Origin of the sequence: Actinomadura sp. KC345 (genome assembly GCF_004348515.1) — a bacterium.
Lineage (GTDB): Bacteria > Actinomycetota > Actinomycetes > Streptosporangiales > Streptosporangiaceae > Spirillospora.
Window position 1 is genome coordinate 56,458 of the sequence record NZ_SMKH01000002.1, and the last position, 22,240, is coordinate 78,697.

22 protein-coding genes are annotated in these 22,240 nt (G+C 73.8%); 20 read left to right on the forward strand and 2 right to left on the reverse strand.

Annotation, left to right across the window (positions count from 1 at the left end; translation table 11 throughout):
- Positions 1 to 75 precede the first annotated feature (75 nt).
- Genes E1281_RS00700 through E1281_RS00715 form a run of 4 tightly spaced genes read left to right on the forward strand, consistent with a single transcriptional unit; the run spans position 76 to position 3,375 of the window.
- The gene (locus E1281_RS00700; RefSeq protein ID WP_131875119.1) at positions 76 to 1,239 is read left to right on the forward strand and encodes a thiolase family protein; all 1,164 of its coding nucleotides are present in this window, start codon (positions 76 to 78) and stop codon (positions 1,237 to 1,239) included.
- Positions 1,236 to 1,655 (forward strand): OB-fold domain-containing protein, encoded by a 420-nt coding sequence (locus E1281_RS00705; protein ID WP_131875120.1) that lies wholly within the window; start codon positions 1,236 to 1,238, stop codon positions 1,653 to 1,655. Before E1281_RS00700 ends, E1281_RS00705 begins: the two co-directional genes overlap by 4 nt.
- Before the next feature lie 30 nt (positions 1,656 to 1,685).
- Entirely contained in the window at positions 1,686 to 3,032 is a 1,347-nt protein-coding gene (locus E1281_RS00710) for an amidohydrolase family protein (RefSeq protein ID WP_131875121.1), read from the forward strand.
- Between the two features lie 22 nt (positions 3,033 to 3,054).
- Positions 3,055 to 3,375, forward strand: a complete 321-nt coding sequence (locus E1281_RS00715; RefSeq protein WP_131875122.1) for a hypothetical protein — start codon at positions 3,055 to 3,057, stop codon at positions 3,373 to 3,375.
- A gap of 47 nt (positions 3,376 to 3,422) precedes the next feature.
- On the opposite strand, the gene E1281_RS00720 is transcribed toward E1281_RS00715, so the two are convergent.
- A complete protein-coding gene (locus E1281_RS00720) occupies positions 3,423 to 3,995 on the reverse strand; it encodes a TIGR03086 family metal-binding protein (RefSeq protein WP_131875123.1) in 573 nt (190 codons plus the stop codon).
- 275 nt (positions 3,996 to 4,270) lie between these two features.
- Between E1281_RS00720 and E1281_RS00725 the strand changes: the two genes are divergently transcribed.
- The 3 genes from E1281_RS00725 to E1281_RS00735 all read left to right on the forward strand — a co-directional run bounded on the left by E1281_RS00725 (position 4,271) and on the right by E1281_RS00735 (position 7,816).
- Entirely contained in the window at positions 4,271 to 5,137 is an 867-nt protein-coding gene (locus tag E1281_RS00725) for an NAD(P)-binding domain-containing protein (protein WP_243716441.1), read from the forward strand.
- Between the two features lie 190 nt (positions 5,138 to 5,327).
- Positions 5,328 to 6,632 (forward strand): hypothetical protein, encoded by a 1,305-nt coding sequence (locus E1281_RS00730; protein ID WP_131875125.1) that lies wholly within the window; start codon positions 5,328 to 5,330, stop codon positions 6,630 to 6,632.
- Positions 6,629 to 7,816 carry a hypothetical protein gene (locus E1281_RS00735; protein ID WP_131875126.1) on the forward strand — a complete coding sequence of 396 codons (1,188 nt, stop codon included), beginning with the start codon at positions 6,629 to 6,631 and terminating at the stop codon, positions 7,814 to 7,816. Before E1281_RS00730 ends, E1281_RS00735 begins: the two co-directional genes overlap by 4 nt.
- 54 nt (positions 7,817 to 7,870) lie before the next feature.
- Here the strand turns inward: E1281_RS00735 and E1281_RS41040 are convergent, their stop codons facing one another.
- Positions 7,871 to 8,263, reverse strand: a complete 393-nt coding sequence (locus E1281_RS41040; RefSeq protein WP_131875127.1) for a hypothetical protein — start codon at positions 8,261 to 8,263, stop codon at positions 7,871 to 7,873.
- A 297-nt stretch (positions 8,264 to 8,560) separates the two neighbouring features.
- On the opposite strand from E1281_RS41040, the gene E1281_RS00745 reads away from it, so the two are divergent.
- The 13 genes from E1281_RS00745 to E1281_RS00805 form a co-directional block, all read left to right on the forward strand.
- The gene (locus tag E1281_RS00745) at positions 8,561 to 9,568 is read left to right on the forward strand and encodes an oxidoreductase (RefSeq protein WP_243716442.1); all 1,008 of its coding nucleotides are present in this window, start codon (positions 8,561 to 8,563) and stop codon (positions 9,566 to 9,568) included.
- On the forward strand, positions 9,555 to 10,430 hold the full coding sequence (locus E1281_RS00750; protein WP_131875129.1) for a sugar phosphate isomerase/epimerase family protein: 876 nt from the start codon (positions 9,555 to 9,557) through the stop codon (positions 10,428 to 10,430). Before E1281_RS00745 ends, E1281_RS00750 begins: the two co-directional genes overlap by 14 nt.
- Positions 10,427 to 11,731 carry a M20/M25/M40 family metallo-hydrolase gene (locus E1281_RS00755; protein WP_131875130.1) on the forward strand — a complete coding sequence of 435 codons (1,305 nt, stop codon included), beginning with the start codon at positions 10,427 to 10,429 and terminating at the stop codon, positions 11,729 to 11,731. The genes E1281_RS00750 and E1281_RS00755 overlap by 4 nt, the downstream gene beginning before the upstream one ends.
- A complete protein-coding gene (locus E1281_RS00760; RefSeq protein WP_131875131.1) occupies positions 11,728 to 12,885 on the forward strand; it encodes an Ldh family oxidoreductase in 1,158 nt (385 codons plus the stop codon). Before E1281_RS00755 ends, E1281_RS00760 begins: the two co-directional genes overlap by 4 nt.
- On the forward strand, positions 12,882 to 13,844 hold the full coding sequence (locus tag E1281_RS00765; RefSeq protein WP_131875132.1) for a Gfo/Idh/MocA family oxidoreductase: 963 nt from the start codon (positions 12,882 to 12,884) through the stop codon (positions 13,842 to 13,844). Before E1281_RS00760 ends, E1281_RS00765 begins: the two co-directional genes overlap by 4 nt.
- Positions 13,841 to 14,257: a hypothetical protein gene (locus E1281_RS00770; protein ID WP_131875133.1), complete on the forward strand. Its 417-nt coding sequence runs from the start codon at positions 13,841 to 13,843 to the stop codon at positions 14,255 to 14,257. Before E1281_RS00765 ends, E1281_RS00770 begins: the two co-directional genes overlap by 4 nt.
- A gap of 193 nt (positions 14,258 to 14,450) precedes the next feature.
- Positions 14,451 to 14,978, forward strand: a complete 528-nt coding sequence (locus E1281_RS00775) for an EF-hand domain-containing protein (RefSeq protein WP_131875143.1) — start codon at positions 14,451 to 14,453, stop codon at positions 14,976 to 14,978.
- Positions 14,979 to 15,092: 114 nt separating this feature from the next.
- Complete coding sequence (locus tag E1281_RS00780) at positions 15,093 to 16,286, forward strand: DegT/DnrJ/EryC1/StrS family aminotransferase (RefSeq protein ID WP_243716443.1); 1,194 nt, start codon at positions 15,093 to 15,095, stop codon at positions 16,284 to 16,286.
- The gene (locus E1281_RS00785) at positions 16,283 to 17,431 is read left to right on the forward strand and encodes a DegT/DnrJ/EryC1/StrS family aminotransferase (protein ID WP_131875135.1); all 1,149 of its coding nucleotides are present in this window, start codon (positions 16,283 to 16,285) and stop codon (positions 17,429 to 17,431) included. Before E1281_RS00780 ends, E1281_RS00785 begins: the two co-directional genes overlap by 4 nt.
- Entirely contained in the window at positions 17,428 to 18,384 is a 957-nt protein-coding gene (locus E1281_RS00790) for a UbiA family prenyltransferase (protein ID WP_131875136.1), read from the forward strand. The genes E1281_RS00785 and E1281_RS00790 overlap by 4 nt, the downstream gene beginning before the upstream one ends.
- Positions 18,381 to 19,769, forward strand: a complete 1,389-nt coding sequence (locus E1281_RS00795) for an NAD(P)/FAD-dependent oxidoreductase (RefSeq protein WP_243716444.1) — start codon at positions 18,381 to 18,383, stop codon at positions 19,767 to 19,769. Before E1281_RS00790 ends, E1281_RS00795 begins: the two co-directional genes overlap by 4 nt.
- A gap of 4 nt (positions 19,770 to 19,773) precedes the next feature.
- Entirely contained in the window at positions 19,774 to 21,381 is a 1,608-nt protein-coding gene (locus E1281_RS00800) for a class I adenylate-forming enzyme family protein (protein ID WP_131875137.1), read from the forward strand.
- On the forward strand, positions 21,372 to 22,240 hold an 869-nt coding region (locus E1281_RS00805), incomplete at its 3' end, for a CoA transferase (protein WP_207943021.1). The genes E1281_RS00800 and E1281_RS00805, both read left to right, overlap by 10 nt.

The window sequence follows — 22,240 nt, forward strand, 5'->3', positions numbered from 1 at the left end:
CCGGAAATCGCTAAGTCTAATAGTGCGTAGCCGTTAGTGATCTACGGCACATGGCTCGACCTTCAAGGAGACCGAGTGAGGGCATCGAACCGCCGGGCCGTCATCGCCGGGGTGCACAACACCCGCCAGGCGCGCCGCCTGGAGGAGGAGACCTCCCGCAGCCTCATGGTCAAGGCGCTCCTCGGCGCGCTGGACGACGCCGGGCTGGACCTGTCCGACGTCGACGGGATCAGCGCCATGGACGACAGCACGTCCCTGATCTACGACCTCGGTGTCGGGCCGGCCTGGCAGGGCCACGACTTCGGCGCCGGCATGTTCGCCGAGGCCGCGTCCGCCGTCGAGAAGGGCTACGCCGACGTCGTCGTGCTGGTCTCCGCGCAGGCCGGCAGCTACACCGACCGCGCGGCGACCGCGCCGTGGACCCGCCCGGAGAACGAGTTCGTCGCCCCCTGGGGCATGTTCACCGCCGCCGAGTTCGCGCTGATCGCGCGCCGCCACATGGAGGTCTTCGGGACGACGCGGGAGCAGATGTCGCGGGTCGCGGCCACGATCCGCAACAACGGGGACCGCAACCCGGAGGCCGTCTACCACGGGCGGGGCCCCTTCAAGCCCGAGGACATCACCGCCTCCCGCCCCATCGCCGAGCCCTTCCACCTCCTCGACTGCGCCATGACGTCGGAGGGCGGCTGCGCGGCCGTCGTCACCACGGCCGAGCGCGCCCGGTCCCTGCGCCGCGACCCGGTCCACGTGCTCGGCGCCGGGGTCGACTTCTTCGGCCCGTCCTACCAGTACCCGCCGAGCTGGGACCTGCGCGGGCGGCGCGACGCGCCGTCCAACGGGCAGGCCGGACGCCGGGCCGGCGACCTCGCGTTCCGCCAGGCCGGCATCGGCCGCGACGACGTGGACGTCCTGGAGCTCTACGACCCCTTCTCGTTCGAAATCATCCGCCAGCTGGAGGCCCTGCGGTTCTGCCCCGAGGGGGAGGGCGGGCCGTTCGTCGAGGACGGCCGCATCGAGCCGGGCGGCAGCCACCCGATCACCACCGACGGCGGCCTGATGTCGTTCAGCCACGCGGGCGCGAACCCCCAGATGATGCAGCGCGTGATCCGCGGGGTCCAGCAGGTGCGCGGCGACGCCGGGCCCCTCCAGGTCCCGGACGCGCACGTCGCCCTGTGCACCACCGGCGGAGCCGGCGCCCTGTTCACCGGCGTGATCCTCCTGGGAGACGAGCTGCCATGACGACCCCGCTGCGGGCCCAGACCCGCGACCTTCCGCACGCCGTCCCGAGCGAGGTGACCCGCCCCTTCTGGGACGGGTGCGCGCGGGGAGAGCTGCTGTTCCAGCGCTGCGAGCGGTGCGAGGCCATCACCTTCCCGCCTGGCGAGCACTGCCGCGGCTGCCTGGCCCGGGGCCAGGTGTGGGAGGCGAGCGCCGGGCGCGGCGTCCTCTACAGCTGGACCGTCGTCCACCGGCCGGTCACGCCCGCCTTCGACCCGCCCTACGCCGCCGCGATCGTGACCCTCGACGAGGGCTACCAGATGCTGACCAACATCGTCGACGCCGCGCCGGACGACCTGCGCGCCGAGCTGCCGGTCCAGGTGTCGTTCCGCCGGACCGGAAACGATCTCTGGCTCCCCTACTTCGTCCCCGCCTGACCCGGGAAAGACCGAGCGAAGGATTCCCCCATGCACAAGGACGATCTGATCCTCATCAGCGTCGACGACCACATCGCCGAGCCCGCCGACATGTTCGACGCCCACGTCCCGGACCGGTACCGGGACCGCGCGCCGCGCGTCATCATCGAACCGGACGGCGTCCAGCAGTGGTACTACGGCGATCTCCGGGGCCGGAACATGGGGCTGAACGCGGTCGCCGGGAAGCCGCGCGAGATGTACAACATCGACGCCAGCAGCTACGACGAGATGCGTCCGGGCTGCTTCAACGTCGACGAGCGGGTCAGGGACATGAACGCCGGCGGCCAGCTCGCTGGGCTGAACTTCCCGAACTGGACCGGGTTCTCCGGCCAGGTCCTCAACCAGGGCCCGGACCGCGAGACCAACCTGGTGATGATCAAGGCCTACAACGACTGGCACATCGACGAGTGGTGCGGCGCGTACCCCGGCCGGTTCATCCCCTGCGGGATCCTTCCGCTGTTCGACGTCCAGGAGGCCGCCAAGGAGATCCGGCGCCTGGCGGCCAAGGGGTGCCACGCGGTGACGTTCTCGGAGAACCCCGAGGCGCTGAACATGCCCAGCATCCACACCAGGTACTGGTATCCGCTGTTCGAGGCGGCCAGCGAATGCAAGACCGTCCTGTGCACGCACATCGGGTCGTCCTCGCGGGCGCCGATGTTCTCCAGCGACGCCCCGGCGAGCGTGGCCATGACCGGGTCCTCGATCATGAGCGCGTACACGCTGCTCGAACTGATGTGGGCCGAGTTCTGGGGCGACTTCCCCGACCTGAGGTTCTCGCTGACCGAGGGCGACATCGGCTGGATCCCGTACTTCCTCTGGCGGGCCGAGCACGTGCAGAACCGGCACTCGGGCTGGACGAAGGCGACGTTCCCGCGCGGCTACGACGGCCCGTCCGACGTGTTCAGGAAGCACATCCACACGTGCTTCATCGCCGACAAGGTCGGCCCGAAGGTCCTCGACTGGTTCGACACCGACATGGTCTGCTGGGAGTCGGACTACCCGCACTCCGACAGCAACTGGCCGTTCGCGCCCGAGGACGTCATCGAGACCCTCGGCCATCTCGACGACGCGCTGATCGACAAGATCACCCACGAGAACGCGATGGCGGCGTACTCCTTCGACCCGTTCGCGCACGTCCCGAAGGAGAACGCCCGCGCCGGGCACCTGCGCTCCCAGGCGACGGACGTCGACGTCGTCACGCACGTGGGACGCGAGGCGAGCCAGCGCGACCTGGACGCGTGGGCGCGGATGACGAGCTTCGCCACCGAGCACCCGGCGAAGGTCACCGCGAACGCCGACATCTCCGGGCGCGCCGAGAAGCTCGGCGAGAACCTCTGAGACCGCGGGGAGCAGGTTGACGATGGGCATGAGCCTGTGCGTGCCGCCGCGGCCGGGTGAGCTCTGCGCCCCCATCCGGCTGCGGCTGCCCGGCGAGCACTCGACGCAGCAGCTGACGTCCCGGCACCGCGTGACCGGGATCGAGGCGGACGGCGGGACGGTCGTCGTCCGGGTGGAGATCACCGATCCGCAGACGTCCCGCCCGATCGACGTCCGCTTCGACGTGGTCCCGCCGGGCGGGCGGCCGGCCGCGCGGTCCGTCCTGCTGGGCACGGCCGACCTGCCCACCGGCCCGGCCGAGGTGTACGGCACCTACCTCGGCGTCGTCGCCGACGAGAACTAGGGCCCGGGACCAGGGCCCGGAACCAGGGCCCGGAACCGGGCCGGGGCTCAGCGGCCCGTCCAGAACGGGTCGCGGCCGATGAAGCCGAGGAGCCTGGTCTGGGTGTCCGCGCCGGCGGGCACCTCGACCCGAGGGCCGTACTGGCCGGAGGAGCGGATGACGTCCTCCATCGCCTCCATCCCCGCGAGGAGTTCGGCGCAGAAGGCGGGGTCCAGCCGGTCGTCCTGGCCGGTGGCCCTGGACAGGTCCCAGGTGTGCATGAACACGTCGGCGGTGTAGAAGCGGTCGATCGCGGTCTCCAGCGGGAGGGTGCCGATGTGCGGGTTGGTGAACTTCCGGTCGGCGCTCTCCGGATCGTCCAGGACCGCCTGCACGCCGTCGCACTGGACCTGCCACGCGGCGACCGGGTCGTCCTCCACCGGCGGTCCGCCGGGCAATCGGACGTCTGCGCCGGACGACAGGAACCCGGGGAACCATTCGGTCAGGTGGCGCACGACGTCGCGGGCGGTCCAGCCGGCGACCGGGGACGGCGCGTCCCAGGACCGCGTGCCGCGGACCCGCTCCGTGAACAGCCCGGCCACCTGCCGGTGCCGCTCGCCCGGATGGTCGGACAGAGTCATTCGATCAGCATCCTTTCAACCGTTTGGTTGAAGACGACCGTAGTCCGCGAGACCGCCAATCGTCAACCGAATGGTTGAACAAGCGGACACGACCCCCCACACTTACATTTCCATCAGTACCCGGCAAAAATGTAGGTACTTGAGAAAAGGTCTGTGCTCACCCCAGCATGAGACGGGCGCCGCGTTGAGCCACCACGGAATCGAAGGCGGCGCTCACCTTCTTCTCTCTTCTCTGCGACTGGAGTAAGCACATGCATGGAGACCGCCGCACGCCCGTGACCGTCATCGGGCTGGGCTCGATGGGAACGGCGCTGGCCGAGACCTTCGTCAGCGCCGGACATCCGACCGCGGTCTGGAACAGGACCGCCGCCAAAGCCGCGCCTCTCGTCGCCAAAGGCGCCCGCCACCTGCCGTCCATCGAGGACGCGGTGAACGCGAGCCCCCTGGTCATCACCTGCCTGACCACCTTCGAGGACACCCGGACGGCGTTGGAGCCCGCCGTCGCCTCGCTGCACGGACGGGCGCTCGTCACCCTCAACAGCGGCTCCCCGGCCGGCGCCCGCGAGACGGACGCCTGGGCCACCGGCCACGGCGCCCGCTTCCTCGCCGGGGCGGTCAAGAACGTGCCTTCGGCCGTGGGGGCGCCGGACACCCTCCTCTACTACAGCGGCGACCGGACGGTCTTCGAGGAGTTCGCGTCGACGCTGAGGGTGCTGGGCGGCGACACCGTCCACCTGGGCGACGAGACGGACCTCGCCGCCCTCTACGAGATGGCGGTGGGCGCCACACTGCTGCCCGCACTGGTCGGCTTCTTCCAGGGGGCGGCGGCCGTCCAGGCGCGAGGGCTGGAGGTGACCTCCATGGTCCGGTTCTCCGGCAAGTGGCTGGACATGATCAAGTCTCTGCTGCCCGTCTACGCCGAGGAGATCGACAGCGGCGACTACAGCGACGCCGCCTCCTCGGTGAACCTCTTCCTCAGCGGAGCCGCCCACGACGCGGACCTCACCAGGGAGACGAACGTCGACACCGCATGGCTCACCCCCATGCACGACCTGGTGAAGCGGGCGGCCGAGATGGGGTACGGCGAGCACAGCATCGCCGCTCTCACCGAGGTCCTCAGGAAGCCGGAACGAGCGGCATGAACCCGGAACGGCCGGGCCCCCGGACAGCGGTCGGCGAGACGGCTGAGGCGGTAGGCCATCATGCGGTCGACCGGGGGAAGCGCTGAGACGGGGAGGCGCATGGCCGGATCGGGCCGGGGGCAGCGGAGAACTTCTGTCTCGCCGGTGAAGTCCAACAAGATCCAAAGCCTCCCGAGCCGCTGGAGTTCGCGTGTCCGATTCCGACCCCGACGGCTGGGCGCTTCGCCTCCGGACCGACCGCGGATGGCGGCTCGCGGCCGTGGCCGGAGCGGTCGCCCTCGCCCTCGGTGTCACGATCGCCGTGGCCGCGGGCCGCGACACCCGGTCCGGCGGGATCGCCGACGGGCCGCTGCGGCCGGCGCCCGCGATCGCCGACCCCGTGCCCGCAGGCCGGATCATCGAGAAGCTCCCCCGCAACTGCGGGGTGTCGGATGAGACCGCCCTCAGGCTCGCGCCCGGGGCCGACCGCGACGCCGAGGAAGGCGGCGTGTTCCGGCGCGGCGGCCCCGGAAGCTGCATGTGGTACTCGCTGGACGACGGGAAGGCCAAGTGCGACTGGTGCATGGGCGACTTCGCGAACGAGCGCGTCCTCGACGTCTCCATCACCCTGGCGGAAGGCCGCAGCCAGTCGCCGATCACCGAGGCGATGGATCTGGTGGCCCGGTCCGAGCCGAACGAGGCCGCGCCCGAGGTCGTGGAGGGACTGGGCGAGGAGGCCACCGCCCGCTACTCGCCGGACGGCCGCACCGAAGGCGCGGTCGTGACCTTCCGGGAGGGCAACGCCGTCGCGACCATCGAGTACCGAGGGTGGGACGACGCGGGAGAGCGGCGCGAGACGATCCCGAAGAAGACCGCGATGGACGGGGCCCTCGCCGCGGCGGCGGAGGCGGCGAAGAGCCTCGGGGCCGCGGCGAGCCCCAAGCTGAGCACCGTGAAGCACCCGGTCACACGCCCGCTGGGCCGCGTTCCCAAGCCCTGCGACGCGGTTCCCGGTGACACCGTGGACAAGGTCGCCCGCGACGCGTACCGGCGGCGGGGGAGCCCGACCCTGTTCTCCATGACGGTCCAACCGGGGATGTCCGGCGACTCCTGCATGTGGAGGGCCGAGACGTCCCGTTACGCGTACGAGGGGCGGTCGCGCACGCTCAAGGTCTCACTCGCGGTCGCGGAGGAACGCCTGCCGGGTATGGGCGTTCACACGGCCACGCGCCAGTACCAGGGCCTCCACCGGAACCTGCGCGACGGGAAGGTGATCGGTGCCGACGACCTCACCGGTTTCACGCCGCTGGCCGGGCCCGGCGACCGGGCCTTCGCGGTCACCAAGACCGGGACGGGATCGAGCGGCGACATCGGGGTGGTGGTCTTCCGGAAACGCAACGTCCTGGTCGAGGTGGCCTACGAGGGTGCCGACGAAAGGACGAAGCTGCACGGAAGCTTGTTGATCGACAGCGCCTACACGGTCGCCGTCGCGGTCGAAAGGTCGTTGCGCCCATGACCGGCCCCGAACCGACGCGGCGTCCCGGTGGCGGCGACACCGACGCCGTCGTCGTCGCCTTCCTCGTCGCATTCGTGATCAGCATCGCCCTCGTGGTGGTGACGCCGGCGCCCGGAAGCCTCGACAGGCTGGCCGCCCCGCCCGCCGGACCCGACCGGGTTCCGGAGGGTCCGATCATCGAGGCGGTCCCGGAGGGCTGCGGGGTCTCGCCGGCCACCGTCGGCCGGCTGGTGGCCGAATCGCGGACGATGATGCGCGGCCCGGACGGGGAGTGCTCGTGGTCGTCCGGCGCCGACGGCGTATCGCGCCGCATGCTGTCGGTCAACGTCATCCTGTCCGAGGGCACCGCCGCCGGCCCGATGACGGCTCAGGCCGCCGGGCGGGCGCCGGTCGCCGCGGCCATGAGGTCGTTCGGGCCGAGATGGTCCGACGTGACCACCCGGGCGGTGACGGGACTGGGCGACGAGGCGCTCGCGCAGTTCTCGCCGTCCACCGGCTCGACGGTCGTGACGCGCGTCGGGAACGCGAAGGTCATCGTCAGGTACTCCGACGTCGGCCCGCCGATGCCGGAGGAGACCGCGCGTTCCGGCGCGTTCACCGCAGCGGCGGAGGTCGTCGGCCGGCTCGGCGTGCGCACGCCCTCCCGTCCCGCGATCGCGCCCGCCGCGCCCCGGTCGCCCGGCCGCGAGATCCCCGACCTGTGCGGGGCGGTGTCCGAACGGACCCTGCACCGCCTGGTGAAGGGCGAGGAGTACTCCAGCGGCCGTGAATCGGGCGAGGGGGAACTCGCCGTCAAAGGCGCCGACCGCCGCGGCTGCACCTGGATGTCCATGGAGCAGGTGCTCACGGTCTCGGCGGCGGTCGTGCCCGGCACGGAACTGTCCGACGGCACCCGGCTCGCCGTCCGCGAGTACGAGATGCGGCACGATGACGCCCGCGCCGAGGACACGCTGAGCGTCCACGACCGGAAGATCTTCCGCCCCGTGACGGGCCTCGGCGACCAGGCGTTCGCCGCGCACGTCCCGGGAGTCGTCCCGGGTCTGATCGTCTTCCGGGACGGCGAACTGCTGGTCCAGGTGACCTACGAGGAGAACGACGAGCGGCACCCCCTGTCCGGCAAGCACGCCGTCCGCGGCGCCTACGCGGCGGCACAGGAGGTGGCCGAGGCCCTCTCGGTCCACTGACCGCCACCCGGCGGCCCCATGGTCCGGAGACCATGGGCCGGAGGGAGCGGGCCGTCAGCCGACCCTGAAACTGCCGGTCGGCGCGACGTGCGCGCCGTGGCCGGGCGGGATGAACGAGAACGGCGGCGGGACCGGCGTCAGGCAGAACGGGTCCGTGAAGAAGAGCAGCCGCTCGCTGCCGTGGTTGGCGATCACGTGCGCGCCCGGCGGCAGTGATCGGCACTCGGCCGAGGCCGGATATTCCTTGAGTTCGGTTCCGGCCCAGGAGACCTGGGCGCCCTCGGTTACGAAAACGACGATCGTGCCGTCCGGCGCGGCGGCCCGTTCCCGGGCGTTCGCCGGCGCGGCGGCGGAGGACGTGAGCAGGGTCGCCGCGAGGGCCGCGGCGGCGGTGATCGCGGTGCCGGTGATGGCGGTGCCGGTGCGGGTGCGCGAGGGGAAGGGCATGCCGCTCCTTGTGCGACGGGGGTGGGAACGAGGCGTTGATGCCCGGCCTTCCCCGGTTCATAACGTTGAGCAAGTGCCATGTAACTGTTTGTAGCCACTTCCTCTTCGGCATTGCTCTCTGACGTGCGCCTTTGTGTGGCGGCAATGATCGCTGTGACATTCCGTCATTGACCGGTGACGTTCGGTGAATTAGCTTGACTCGCTGTCGGATCCCCAGTTCTCCGTGCCGTTCGACATGACTCCCCGCGCGCACCGGAAGGGCCTTGACCTGCAATGTTGCATACTCTCATCGTTGGAATGGGCAGGTCGGGACAGGGATTGCACCTGCCCGCGCTGGCCAGGGTGCGCGCCGCGGCGCCCGGCCTGCTGGCCCGGGCGCCGGTCGTCGCCGTCGATCCGTTCCGCGCGCGGCCCGAGCTCCCCGGGGTGGTGGAGGCCGGGTCGCTGGAGGAGGCGGTGCGGCTGAGCCCGCCGGCCCGGACCGTGGTGCACCTGTGCACGCCGCCCGCGGCCAGGGAGAACGTCCTGGCCCGCCTCGCGGGGCTCGGCTACCGCAAGATCATCGTGGAGAAGCCGCTGGCCGTGGACCTGACCGGGCTGATGGCCGTGGCCCGGATCCGGCGCCGCTGGGACCTGGACGTGACCGTCGCCACGCACTGGCTCGACAGCGGCCTCACCCGGCGGCTGCGCGCGGCGGTGCGTGGCGGCCGGTACGGGGAGCTGCGGCGGATCGACGTGATCCAGAACAAGCCCCGGTTCACCCGCAGCACCGCGGCCCTCGACCACCCGACCGCGTTCGACGTCGAGCTGCCGCACGCGCTCGCCGTGGTGCTCAGCCTCGCGGGAGGCGCGCGGATCGCCGGCGCCTCGTCGGACGACATGGTCTTCGAGCGGTCGCGGGTCCCGCGTCTCGGCCGCGCCCGGCTCCGGCTGGACCACGTCGGCGGCGTCCGCACCGAGATCGACTCGGACCTGACCTCCCCGGTGCGCGAGCGCCGCATCACGCTGGAGTTCGACCGGGCCGTCCTCGTCGGCCACTACCCCTGTAGCGAGGCCGACCACTGCGCTCAGCTCCGCGTCGTCCGGCCCGGAGGCGAGGCCACCCGGAGCGTGTTCACCGACGACGCGTTCGCCGCGTTCCTGCGCGGCGCGTACGGCCGTTACGCGGGGCCGGTGTCCCGCATGCACAGGACGTTGCCGGTGCAGGTCGACACCGTCCGGCTGCTCACCGAGGCCAAACGGCTCTGCGACGGCCAAGGGCCCGGGGCCCTCCGGCGGGAGGAGGTCCAGGGTGGCGTCCGCTGAGGCCGTCCCGGAGGAGGTCCGCCTCGCCGGGCTCGGTGACGAGGCGGCCCCGGATCTCGCGGGCCAGATCGGCGCGGTCGCGGAGCTGGGCTGGAACAGGCTGGAGCTGCGGACCATCGGCGGCACGCCCGTCGCCGACCTCGACGAGCGCGCGTTCCGGCACGCGGCCGAACTCTTGGAGTCCGCCGGCACGTCCGTGGTCGGCGTCGCCTCCAAGATCGGCGACTGGTCCCGCCCGGTCACCGGCGACTTCGCCGCGGACGTGCGGGAGCTGGACGTCCTCGCCCGCCGCTGCGCGGTCCTGGGTACCCCGCTGGTCCGGATCATGTCGTATCCGAGCGGCGGCCTGGACGGGCCCGCGTGGGGCCGCCACGTCCGCGGGCGGCTGCGCGAGCTGGCGTGGCGCGCCGAGGACCACGGGCTGGTGCTGGCGCACGAGAACTGCGCCGGCTGGGCGGGCGACCGCGCCGACCGGATGCTGGACCTGGTCACCGGCATCGGCAGCCCGGCGCTGCGGCTCCTGTTCGACATCGGCAACGGGGTGGCGCACGGGTACCCGCCGCTGCCGATGCTCCGTGAGGTCGTGTCCCATGTGGTGCACGTCCACGTGAAGGACGCGCGTGCCTGCGCCGGGGGCGAGGTCGACTTCGTCCCGCCCGGCGAAGGCGAGGCCCGGGTCGCCGAGTGCCTGGACGTGCTGTTCCGGAACGGGTACGGCGGCGTGCTGTCCATCGAGCCGCACGTGAAGCTGCGGCCGCACCTGGACTCCGGCACCGGCGACCGGGACGCGTTCGTCGCATGCGGGCGGGCCCTGGAACGCCTTCTCGCGCGGACGGCGCGCACGACCGGCGCGGGACGATGACCGCGGGGCGCCTCCCCGCACCGCTGACCCCGGGCGACCGCGACCTGCTGCTCCGGCTCCTCGGCCTGCCGACCGCCGGCCCGCTGGAGACCGGCCCGGACGCGCCCCCGTCCCGCCTGGCCGAGGCGCAGGACGCCTACGGGCGGCACGCCGCCGCGGTCGGCCTGCGCGTCGTGCGGCACGCTCCGGCGCGGCCGGCCGATCTGGACTCCGGGCCCGTCCCCGCTCCGGTCCGCGAAGCCATGGCGAGCCCGCGGTTCCTCGCCGACCAGCCCAGCCTCGTGCTGCGGCTGGGGCCGGACCGCCTGCCCGCCGCCCGCACGGTGATGTTCAACGTCCATCTCGACACCGTGGCCGGGTGGCAGCCGGTGCGCTTCGACGGCGAGCGGTTCCACGGGCGCGGCGCGATCGACGCCAAGGGCCCCGCGGTGGCGCTGCTCGCGGGCATCCGCGCGGCGCGGGCGCGGAGGCCCGCGCTGGGACGCGACATCGGCGTGCTCGTGCAGGCCGTCGCGGGGGAGGAGGGCGGCGCCATGGGCGTCTTCGGCACGCGCCCCCTGGTCCGGCGCGGCTTCACCGGCCGCCTGAACGTCTTCTGCGAACCGACCCGGGGCCGGTTCCTGCCGCGCAGCACGGCGGCGATGACCGCGCGCATCGTCGTGGACGGCGCCGGCGCCGTCGACGACCGTCCGGCGGGCGGGCACAACGCCAGCGTCCTGCTGGGGTTCCTCGCCCAGCATCTGGGCCGCGCGCTCGACGCGTCGGCCTCCGAGGGGGCGGTCTGCGTGGCCGGCCTGCACACGGGCGCTCGGCACAACAAGGTGTACGGGAGCGGCTCGCTGCTGCTGAACCTCGCCTACGCCTCGCCCGCGGCCGCCCGGCACCTGGAACGGCGGCTGCGAGACGCGCTGGACGAGGGGCTCAAGGAGTTCGCCTCGCTCTTCGCCGGCACCGCGCTGTTCGGCCGCACCGCCGCCGACGCGTGCGCCATCACCCGCCTGGAGTGGCGCAAGCACGGGCTGCCCGTGCTGGACGACCGCGACGCCTGGGGCCACACGCTGCTGCGCGACCGCGCGGGGATCCCGCCGTGGCCCGGCTCCGAGCCCGCCTTCACCTGCGACGCCATCTGGATGTCGGAGGTCCCCGGCGCCTGCACCGTCGTGCTCGGGCCCGGGGACCTCGCCGCCAACAACGCCCACGCCGACGGAGAGTTCGCCGGCGCGGGCGAGCTGGCGGACTTCGCCGAGACCGTCGCCCGCCTCCTCACCGCCTTTACCGACGACCAGAACGGAGCACCATGACCCCGTCGTCCCGGACACCGCTTCAGGACTGCGCACCACCGCTCCCGTCCGCCGAATCCCCGGCCCAGGTCAGGGTGGCCTACACCGACCTGCTCCGCTTCGCCTCGGACGTGTTCGCCTCGCTGGGCGTCCCCGCCGTCCGGGCGGAGGCGGCGGCGCGGGCGCTGTGCTATGGCGACCTCACCGGCATGACGTCCCACGGGCTGGCCAACCTCACCCGCCTCTACCTGCCGCTCTTCGAGGAGGGACGCGTCAGCCCGGAGGCGGAACCGCGGCGGGTCGCCGACCGGGGCGCGGCGGTGCTCCTGGACGCCGGCGGCGCCCTCGGCCTGTGGACGGGAGAGGCCGCCATGGACCTCGCCGCCGAACGCGCCGCCGCCTTCGGGGTCGGGCTGGTGGGCGTCCGCGGCGCCTCCCACTTCGGCTGCGCCGGGCACCACGCGCTGCGCGCCGTGGAGCACTCCATGATCGGGCTGGTCACCGCCAACTGCGGCGGGCAGCGCATCGCCCGCCCGCCCGGCGGCGCGGTGGCGATGCTCGGCACCAACCCGCTGAGCGTCGCCGCGCCGGCGGGACGGCACCCGCCGTTCGTGCTGGACATGAGCACGACCGCCGCGCCCACCGGGCGCGTCCGGCAGGCGGCCCGCGAGGGGCGGAGCCTCCCCGAGGGGGTGCTGAGCGGCGACGACGGCGCCGCGGTGACCGATCCGGCCGCCTTCGACGCGGGACGCGCGCACCTGCTGTGGCTGGGCGGCGCGGCCGGGCAGTACAAGGGGTTCGGGCTCGGCATCGCGGTGGAGGTCCTGTCCGCCGTGGTGTCCGGCGCGGGACTGGGCGCGCATCCGGACGCGTTCCACGGCGACGGCGGGCCCGGCGGCCGGGACGACGGCATCGGCTTCCTCACCGCCGCGATCGCGCCCGGCGCGCTGCGCTCCGGCGCGGACGCCGACGCGGGCGTGCTGTTCGGTGCCCTGCTCGGCTGCCCGCCCACCGACCCGGCCGCACCGGTGCGCTATCCCGGCTGGCACGAGCACGAGCGCGCCCGGGAGCGCCGGCGCCACGGCGTCCCCCTCGGCGCGGACCTGTACCGGGAGCTGCGCGGCGTCGCCGAGAGCCGCGGCGTCCCCGCCCCCGCACCGCTGGAGGGGCCGTGACGGCGCCGTTGCGGGTCGGCCTGATCGGCCTCGGGATGATCTCCCGCTTCTACCTCGCGGCGCTGCGCGACTCGCCCGCGATGGACCTGGTCGCCGTCTGCGACAGCGACCCGGCGAAGCTGGCCGCCCGGCCGGTGCCCGGTCATCCGGTGTCAGTCCATACAGACCATCGCCGGATGCTCCGCGAGACGTGGCTGGACGCCGTGGTGGTCACGGTGCCCAACGACGTGCACATGCAGGTCTGCGCGGACGCGCTGGAGGAGGGCGTCGCCGTCTGCGTGGAGAAACCGCTCGCCGTCGGCACCGCCCAGGGGGTCGCGCTCCGGAAGCTGGCCGAGCACCGGGACGTCCCGCTGTTCACGGCCTTCCACCGCCGCTACAACGAGGCCGTCGCCCGGCTGCGGGCCCAGTGCGCGGGCTCGACGATCAGCGAGGTCACCGTCCGCTACCTGGAACGCATCGAGGAGCACGCGGGCGCGGACGGCTGGTACCTCGACACGCGGCGCTGCGGCGGCGGATGCGTCGCCGACAACGGCCCCAACGCCTTCGACCTCGTCCGGCTCCTGCTGGGACCGGCCGAGGTGACATCCGCGCGGATCACGCGGGACGCCGGGGGCGTCGACCGGCAGGCCGACATCGGCCTGCGCGCGGGCCGGGGACGCGCGCGGATCCTGCTCGACTGGTCCTTCCCCGGCGAGCGCAAGGACATCGAGGTGCGGCTGGCAGGCGGGCGGACGGTGCGCGCCGACATGCTCGCGGGCCATGCCGGTTTCAAGGGCTCCCTCTGGCACGAGTACGTGGCGGTGCTCGATGCCTTCGAGCAGTGCGTCCGGGGGACCGGGGAGCGCGACGGCGGCCTGGCGGCCCTGCGTTTCGTGCGGGACGTCTACCGCCTGGAGGGGCCCGGACGGGCCTCGGGCCGGCCGGGCACGGCGATGCGGGGAAGGTGCGTGCGATGAATCCGGCGGAGGACGGGCCCAAGAGACCGGTCCCCGCGACGGTCGTGAAGGTCCTCGCCCACCGCCGGACGGACCGGGGGATGCGGCTGGAGCCGTTCGCCTCCCGGTGCGTCCGCGCGGGCGAGGTGCACGAGCTGGTGGCCACCGACCACGGGGAGACCGCCTCCGGCGCGCGGATCGACCGGGTCGCCTTCCTCGGCTTCGCCGAGATCGACGCGGCGGGCGTGCTCGACCGCGGCGACGAGCTGTGGCTCGGCGGGCGGCGCGTCGGCGTCCTGCTCGGCTTCGACGGCTGCCATCTGCCCAACCACTACAACGTGCTCGTCCGGGCCGATCCGGCGCGCACCGGAACCGAGCTCGGCCTCGCGCCGGGGGAGCGGCTGCTTTTCCGCCAGGGTCCCCCGCCGCGGTGAATTCCGGCTGAATCACCGGCCGATGACTGAATTGTGGGAAATGGCGATGACGCATGTCCGGATCGCGATCTATTTCAGTGATATGGCCTTCGTTCGCGAGATATCCAAGCCTTACTCCGATCGCACGTTCAATACGGGCATCGGCCGGAAATGATGAATGGCGTCCAGCATCACCGCACAGGAGGAAACGCACATGGTCATGGCCACCACCCAGTCCAACCGGCTGGAGGAGCGGTTCCGGCTCTGGGACCGCAACGGCAACGGCGTCATCGAGCGCGCGGACTTCGACCGCGAGGCCGACGAGATCATCGCCCGTCTCGGCGCGCAGGGCACCGCGAAGGCGGACAAGCTCAAGCAGGCGTACCTCGGCATGTTCGACACGCTGTCCGCCGCCGCCGGCACCGACAGGATGTCGCGCGCCCAGTTCATCGACGCCGCCGACCAGGAGATCATCGGCAGGGGGGACGCCGGGTTCGCCGCGGTCGTGGGGCCGACGATCGAGGCGATCGTCGACGTCCTGGACCGCAGCGGCGACGGCGAGATCTCCCCGTCGGAGATGCACGGCTGGTTCGCCGCGATCGGCCTGGACGGCCAGGCCGCCGACCGCGCCTTCCGCGACCTCGACACCGACGGCAGCGGCAAGCTGTCGGTCGCCGAGCTCGTCGACGCGGTCCGCGACTACCACCTCGGGCGTAACGACATACCGCTGCTCGGTCGCTGACCGGGACCTCCGGTAGAACAACGCCGTCCGGGGAAATCCCATGGTCACCGATCCATGGTCTCCCCGGGTCTTCCCCGGACGGTTCCCCGCCGCCCTCCCACCGCAAAGGCAATCGTGCAGAAAACGCCGTCCGCGGCGGCGACGACCGCCGCACCCGCCATTCCGTTCTTCAGTCAGGCCGAGAGTTTCGACAACAATTGGGGCGAGATCAGAAGGCATGTCATCGACGTTCTGGACAACGGGAAATTCTCGCACGGCGCGAAGGTCGGGGAACTGGAGGAGCGCCTCGCGGCGTGGACCGGCGCCCGCCAGGTGGTGGCCGTCAACTCCGGAACGGACGCGCTGATCCTGCTGCTGCGCGCCGCCGGGCTGCGGCCGGGGGACGAGGTGATCGTCCCCGCCTACTCGTTCATCGCGACGGCCAGCGCCGTGGCGCTCGCGGGAGGCGTCCCGGTCTTCGCCGACATCGAGGCGGACGGCCACGGCGTCGATCCGCGGTCGGTGGCCGCCGCGGTCACCCCGCGCACCACGATGATCATGCCGGTCCATCTGTTCGACCGCATGGCCGACATGCGCGGCGTCCAGGACGTGGCGCGGCGGCACGGCCTGACGATCGTGGAGGACAGCGCCGAGGCCATCGGCATGCGCATGGACGGCACGCACGCCGGGCTGCTCGGCGTAGGCGGGGTGCTGTCGTTCTTCCCCGCCAAGACGCTCGGCGGCATCGGGGACGGCGGGGCGGTCCTGACCGGCGACGCGTCCGTCGCCGAGCGGGTCCGCATGCTCCGCCACCACGGGCGCGGCGGCGCCACGCTCGGCGACTTCGCGGGCATCTCCAACGCCACCGTGCTGCCGGGGCGCAACAGCAAGATGGACGACGTCCAGGCCGCCGTCCTGCTGGCCAAGCTCGCGGTCCTCGACGCCGGCATCGCCCGCCGCGCGGAACTGGCCGCCCGCTACGACGCCCGGCTGCGCGGCGTGCCCGGTGTCCGGGGCGTCCCCGGAGAGCGCCCGCCGCTCCCCGGGAGCAACCGCGTCGTCTACGTCTACCTCCTCCAGGTCGACGACCGGGACGCCCTGGCCGCGCACCTGGCCGCCCGCGGCATCGGCACGGAGGTCTACTACCCGGTCCCGCTCCATCTCCAGCCGTGCTTCGCCCGCCTCGGCCACCGGCCCGGCGACTTCCCGCGCGCGGAGGCCGCCTGCGCCGCCGCCATCGCGCTCCCGCTCCACCCCGACCTGCCCGAGGCGCACGCCGACCGCGTCTGCGACGAGATCGAAGGCTTCTACACCGGAAGGACGCGATGACCGCTCCGCCGATCACGACCATCCCGTTCTTCTCGCCGGAGCTGTTCGAGCAGGACAGGGAGGCGCTGCTGGAGACCGTGCGCGCCATCGGCACCGGGCCCGAGCAGACGTTCATCCTCGGCGAGCGGACCGCGTGCCTGGAGCGGGAACTGGCCGGACGCACCGGTGCCCGCGAGGCCGTCGCGTGTTCGAGCGGCACGTCCGCGCTGACCCTGATCCTGGCGGCCATGGGCGTCGGTCCGGGCGACGAGGTCATCGTGCCCGCGTTCGGCTGCGCGCCGCTCGCGGCGACCGTCGTCGACGCCGGCGCCCGCCCGGTGTTCGCCGACATCGACCCGGTGCGGCTGACCGCCGATCCGGCCGCCGCCGAGTCGCTGATCACGTCGCGCACCAAGGTCCTGCTGGCCGCCCACATGTTCTCGGTGATGGCGGACATGCCCGCCTTCCGGGACCTGGCCGACCGGCGCGGCCTCCGCCTGATCGAGGACTCCGCGCTCGCCCAGGGCGGGACGCTGCGCGGCCGGGCCGCGGGACGCTGGGGAGACGCCGGCGTCTACTCGTTCGTCCAGGTCAAGACCTTCGGCATGCCCGGAGAGGGCGGCATGGTCGTCACCGACGACACCGCCCTCGCCGCGGACGTGCGGATGCTCCGCAACCACGGGCAGGACGGCGTCCACCGGTTCGTCCACCACCGGATCGGCCACAACAGCCGCTTCGACGAGGTGATGGCCGCCTTCCAGCTGCACCGGCTGCCCGGCCTGGACGCCCGGCTCGCGCGCCGCGCGGAGATGGCCGCCCGCTACTCCCGCCGCCTCGCGCCGCTGGCCGGCCGGGGCCTGGTGGCGCCCCCGGAGGGCGGGGACGGCCGGTTCCCCTACGTCTACACCGTCCTCACCGAGCGGCGGGACGCGCTGCGGGCCCACCTCGCCGAGCACGGCGTCGGCGCCCACGTGTACTACCCGCGCCCGCTGCCCGCCCATCCGGCGTTCGCCCCGTACGCGCGGCCCGGCGGGTCCTGGCCGAACGCGGAGGACGCCGCCCGCCGCACCATCTCGCTGCCGCTCTACCCGAACCTGACCGACGCGCAGGTCGAGTACATCGCCGACACCGTGTGCGCGTTCGCCGACACCCAGGGGGACCGATGAGCCACCAGACCGCAGTCCGGGGCGCCGGTATGTCCGGGCACGGCACCCTCGCCGCCTACGCGCGCCTGGCCAAGCTGGACATCTACGACTACTACCTCGGGCTCGTCGTCGTGTGGGCGCTGCTGGCGCCCGCCGCGCGCTGGGAGCCGCGGACGTTCGGCCTGCTCGCCCTGACCCTGGTCGCCCAGGTCGTCGTCGTGGCCGCCATGGTCGGCTTCGACGACATCACCGGCCACCGCGACGGCAGCGACGCGGCCAACTACGGCTCGGACGCGGCGCGGCGCCGGCTGGCCCGCAAACCCCTCGTCGCCGGGACGCTCACCGAGGCGCAGGCACTGCGCTTCTCCTGGACGGCCGCCGCGGCCGGGTCGGCGCTGTGGGCGGCCGTGGTCGCGGCGGCCCCGCACCGCCCGGGGTGGGCGGTCGTGCTCGCGGCGGTCTGCGTGGCCGCGTCCGTGCAGTACTCCTGGGGGCTGAAGATCAGCTATCGCGGGTTCCAGGAGCTCTTCCTCATCGGCCTGGGAATCGGCTGGACGCTGGTGCCGTACGCGCTGCTGACCGGCGGGACGACGGGGTTCGTGCTCGTGCTTGCGGTGCTGTTCGGGTCCGGGCCGATGCTGTTCGGGCTGTACTCCAACACCAACGACGCCGACGGCGACCGCGCGGCCGGGCGCATCACCGTCGCCACCCTGGTCTCCGCCCCGGCGCACCGGCTGTTCGTCGCCGTCATGACGGGCGCCCAGGTCGCGCTCATCGCCGGCGCGGCGATCGCGGGGGTCGTGCCGCGGTGGTTCGCCGTGCTCATGCTCCCGCTCGTCGCCATGCGGCTGGCCCACCTGCTGATCGGGTTCCGCGGCGACATCCTGCGCGCCCGCCGGATCGCCATCCATGCCCACCGCGTGACGGTGGCCCTGCTGGTCGTGGCCGGACTCGTCGCCGGAGCGACGGCGTGACCCGCCCGCCGGTCGTCCCCGTGCCGGACGTCCCCGTGCTGGACGTCGCGGTGGTGGGGGCGGGGCCCGCCGGCCTGGCCACCGCGTATGCGCTGACCCAGCGGGGACGCACGGTGCGGGTGCTCGAAGCGGCCGGGGCCGTCGGCGGCCGGATGCGGACCGTCCGCGAGCACGGCTGCCTGATCGACACCGGCGCCGAGATGTTCCCCGGCCGCGCCGGCTACCCGGCGACCTGGAGGCTCATCGGCGCCCTCGGGCTGGACCGCGACCCGGCGGCCGTCCCGAACGTCCGGGACGCCCTGGCCGTGTGGCGGGACGGCAGGGCCCGCCCGAACGCGGGCCGCCCGCTGGGGCTCCTGACCGGGGCCGGCCTGGGCCCGCGCGCACGGTTCGACCTGGTGCGGTTGCAGGCGCGGCTGGCGCGGCTCGGCCGGCTCGATCCCGACCGTCCCGAACGGGCCGGCATCGCCGGGGGCACCGTGGCCGAGCTGGTCCGCCCCTACCACCCGGACCTGTACGACCACCTCGTCCACCCGCTGGCCGCCGGGTTCTTCGGCTGGGATCCGGAGCGCTCGGCCGCCGCCCCGTTCGCGGCGCACCTCGCCGCGTCCGGCGGCTCGCACACCTGGCACACCTACCGCGACGGCATGGACACCCTCGCCCGCACGCTCGCCGAGCGGCTGGACGTCACCACCGACCACCCGGTCACTCGCGTGGCCCGCGACGGCGGCGTCGTCCGGGTGGAGTCGCCGCGCGGAACCGTCACCGCGCGGGCGGTGGTGCTCGCGGTCCCGGCCCCGGTCGCGACCGGCCTGTACGACGAGCCCCGGCCCGCCGCGCGGGCGTTCCTCGCCGAGTGCGGATACACGCCGATGCTGCGCGTCAGCCTCGTCATGGACGCGCCGCCCGAGCGGGGGCGGGCGAGCTTCGCGACGCTCGTCCCCGAGGCCGAGGACCCCCTGCTCAACGTCATCACCCTCGACCACCGCAAGCATCCCGGCCGGGCACCGCGCGGGCGCGGGCTGGTCTCGCTCATCCCCGCGCCGCGCGGCTGCCGCGAACTCCTCGCCGTGCCCGACGACGCGGTCGCGGAGCGGCTGATCGCCCGTGCCCGGCGGTTCGTCCCCGGTCTGCGGGCCGCGCCGGCCCACGTCCGGGTGCACCGGTTCCGGCACGGGCTGCCCGAGGCGACGCCGCGCGCCCTGGCGTTGCGCGGCGGTTTCGCCGACCGGCCCGTCGCGGCGGTCGAGTACGCGGGCGACTGGGTGCCGCTGCGCCCGTGCAGCGAGGGCGCGATCTCCTCCGCGGCCTTGGCCGCCGGACGGATCCAGACCCACCTGTCATCGCCCGCGGCGGTCGATGCCCTTTCCCGGCAGTGGAGGTGAGGGGATGGCACTCTTCGGCAAGCGCATCGAGCTGGGAACGCTGTTCGAGGACGTGGCCGACCGCGGCCACTCCACCACGGTTCACCTCAGCCGGCCGCTGGACATCGCCCCCGGCCTGGGCACCGTCCTGGATCCGCCCGCCCTGGCCGGGCTCGTGCGGGACGCCGCGGGATGGTTCGCCGGCGCCGGGGTGAAGCCGGGCGACCGCGTCGCCATCAGCAAGCGCGACCACTGGGACCTGGTGCTGCTGTGCTGCGCGGCCGCCCGCCTGGGCGCGGTGCCCGTGCCGCTGTCGGCGTCCCTGGAGAAGGACGTACTGGAGATCCTGCTCAAACGACTCGACCCGGCGCTGCTGGTCGTGGACGCGGCGCGGCTCCCGGACGGCCGCCCGGCGGACTCCGGGGCCGCCCGGACGCTCGTGCTCGACCGCGGCGTCGACCGGGAGCCCGGCGACGGGTCCGTGCTGTCGCTCCACGACGTGCGCGGGCACACCGTCCCCGCGCCCCGCCGCCGGCCGGACGACGACCCGCTCGCCATCCTGCACACCTCGGGGACCACCGGTGTGCCGAAGCTGGTCGTGCACTCCACCCGGACGCTGCTGCGGCGCCTCGTCGACTTCGAGGCCCACCGGTGGCCCGTGCTCGCCGCCCGTCCGGACGACGTGGCGGCGGCCGCCTTCTCCTTCGCCCACGGCCGCGCGCTCGCCTGGACGGCCGCCGTGTCGGCCCTGGGGCCCGCGAAGATGGTGGTGATCACCTCCGCCGACTGGGACGAGGCGCGCCCGCCGCTGGAGGAGCACCGGCCGACCGTCATGGAGGCGCAGCCCTCGACGTTCGTGCGCTGGCGCCCGCACTCGCGCACGCGGGCGTTCGACCGGGTCCGCCTCTACGTCAGCACGTTCGACGCCGTGCACCCGCCGACCGTCCGCACGTTCCTCGACGCCACCCGGCATCCGCGTCCGGTCTGGCTCCAGGGCTGGGGGCAGACCGAGACGGGTCCGCTGACCTTCCGCTTCTTCACCCGGCGCGCCATGCGGGCCGAGCGCGGACGGCACCCCACGACCCGCGACCTCGGCCGCCCCGTCCCCGGGCGCACCCGGCTCCGCGTCGTCGACCGGGAGACGCTGCGTCCCGTCCCGCGCGGCACCGCCGGCCTGCTGGCGTGCAGCACCAAGGCGCTGTGCCTGGACTACACCGCCGAGCGGGAGCGCTACCTGCGCAAGCGCGCGGGACGGTGGTTCATCACCGGGGACCTCGGCGTCCTCACCCGCGGCGGACGCCTGCTCCTGCTGGACCGGGAGTCCGACGCCCTGCCGGAGGCCAGTTGCGTCGAGGTGGAGGACGTCATCGAGGACCGGCTGCCCGGCGTCGGCGAATGCGTCGTGCTGAGCGTCCCCGGCGGTCGCGCGCAGCCCGTGCTCGTCGTCGAGGACGGGCGCCTGGATCCGGACCTGTGGCGGAGCGCCCTCGCCGACCTGCCGGAACTCGCCGAACCCGTCCTCGTGACGTGGGAACGGATGCCGCGCACGGCGACCGGCAAGGTGCGGCGAGCGGCCCTGCGCGAGCACCTGGGGCTGCCGCCCGAGACGCACGGGACGGGGAGATGGACGTGACGGCGTCGCGCACCTCGGAAGACCTCACGGTTCGTCCTCTGGACGGGACGGTCGTGCGTGCGCTCGGCGACTCGCTCGTCGTCCGTGTCGCCGCCGCCCGGTTGCGTGCGCTCGGCTGCGTGATCGAGGCCGGTGCCGCGCCTCCGCCGCCGGATGCGCCCGCCGGGTGGCTGGGCGTCGTCCGCGCCCCCTTCCTGTCCGGGGACCGCTTGTCCGGGGACCGCGCGCTGCCCGAGTGCGGCATCGGCTGGTCCGGGCCGGTGGGGGTGCCCATGGTGAACGAACGCGACGTGCAGGCCGCCTGCGGCATCATGCACGTCCACGGGCGCGCGACCGGCGCGCCGCGTGCGCTCCGGGTCGACTTCGCGTCGGTGTGCGCCGGTGTCCTCGCGGCCCAGGCGATCGCCGCCGGGATGCTGGCCGTGCTGCGGGGCGGGGCGCCCGTCCGCGCGGCGACGTCCGTCGCCCAGGCCGCGGCGCTGGCGCTCACCCAGTACGTCGCCGTCGCGACGTCCGACCCCGGCGGGCCCGTGCCGGGGACCGCAGGGCGGACGCCGCCGTTCCGGTCGGCCGACGGCGCCGTCTTCGAGATCGAGACGTTCGCCGCCGAGAACTGGCTGGCCTTCTGGACGGCGCTCGGCGTCGGACGGCCCGCGATCACGGCGGGCTGGCCGTCCTTCCAGCAGCGCTTCGCCACCGCGACCTGCGCGCTTCCCCCCGAACTGCGGGCCGCGGCGGCGGCGCACCGCTATCCGGCCGTCCGCGCCGCCGCCCATGCCGCCGCCGTCAGCATCGTGGCGGTGCACGAGGGCGCGGCGCGACCCATGCCGGCACTCCCGTCCCCATGGCGGCTCCGCGC